The sequence below is a fragment of the Isoptericola sp. NPDC057191 genome (assembly GCF_042670225.1).
In the GTDB taxonomy this organism is placed as follows: domain Bacteria; phylum Actinomycetota; class Actinomycetes; order Actinomycetales; family Cellulomonadaceae; genus Isoptericola.
The window spans coordinates 1227-1805 of record NZ_JBHUWC010000103.1 but is presented as its reverse complement, the minus strand read 5'-3'; the positions used below and the strand labels follow the sequence as shown (position 1 = coordinate 1805).

Annotated in this window: 1 pseudogene; it reads right to left on the bottom strand. The window is 72.0% G+C overall.

What is annotated here, in order from left to right:
* A pseudogene (locus ACFT55_RS13200) lies at positions 1 to 579 on the bottom strand (hypothetical protein); the annotation flags it as partial.

Genomic DNA, 579 nt, shown 5'->3' with positions numbered 1-579 from the left:
AGCAGCCTCGGTCGTGCCCTCGGTAGCAGCAGCCGCCTCGGTCGTGCCCTCGGTCGAGCCCTCGGACGACGCACCCGCCGTGGCGTCCGCGGTCGCGGCAGACGACGCCGCAGCCTCCGCCTGCGAAGCAGCGTTCGCATCCGCAGCAGCCGACGTGTCGGCCGACGCCGAAGCGTTCGTGTCGTCGTCACCCTCGGTGTTCGCCGCAGCGACCGCAGCAGCCTCAGCCGCAGCGTTCGCCTCAGTGTCCGCCGTCGTCGACGCCTGCGTAGACGCCTCCGTCATCGCCGCAGCCTGCGCCGCAGCAGACGCATCCACCGTGCCCGCAGCAGTCGTCGCCGAGTCAGCCTCGGTGAACGCCGCAGCCTGCGCAGCCGGGTTCGCGTTCGCGTCCGCAGCAGCAGACGCCGACGCGTTCACGTTCGAGTCAGCCTCGGTCGTGCCCTCGGTCGCAGCCTCAGACGTGCCCTCGGTCGCAGCCTCAGACGTGCCCTCGGTCGCAGCCTCAGACGTGCCCTCGGTCGCAGCCTCAGACGTGCCCTCGGTCGCAGCCTCAGACGTGCCCTCGGTCGCAGCCTC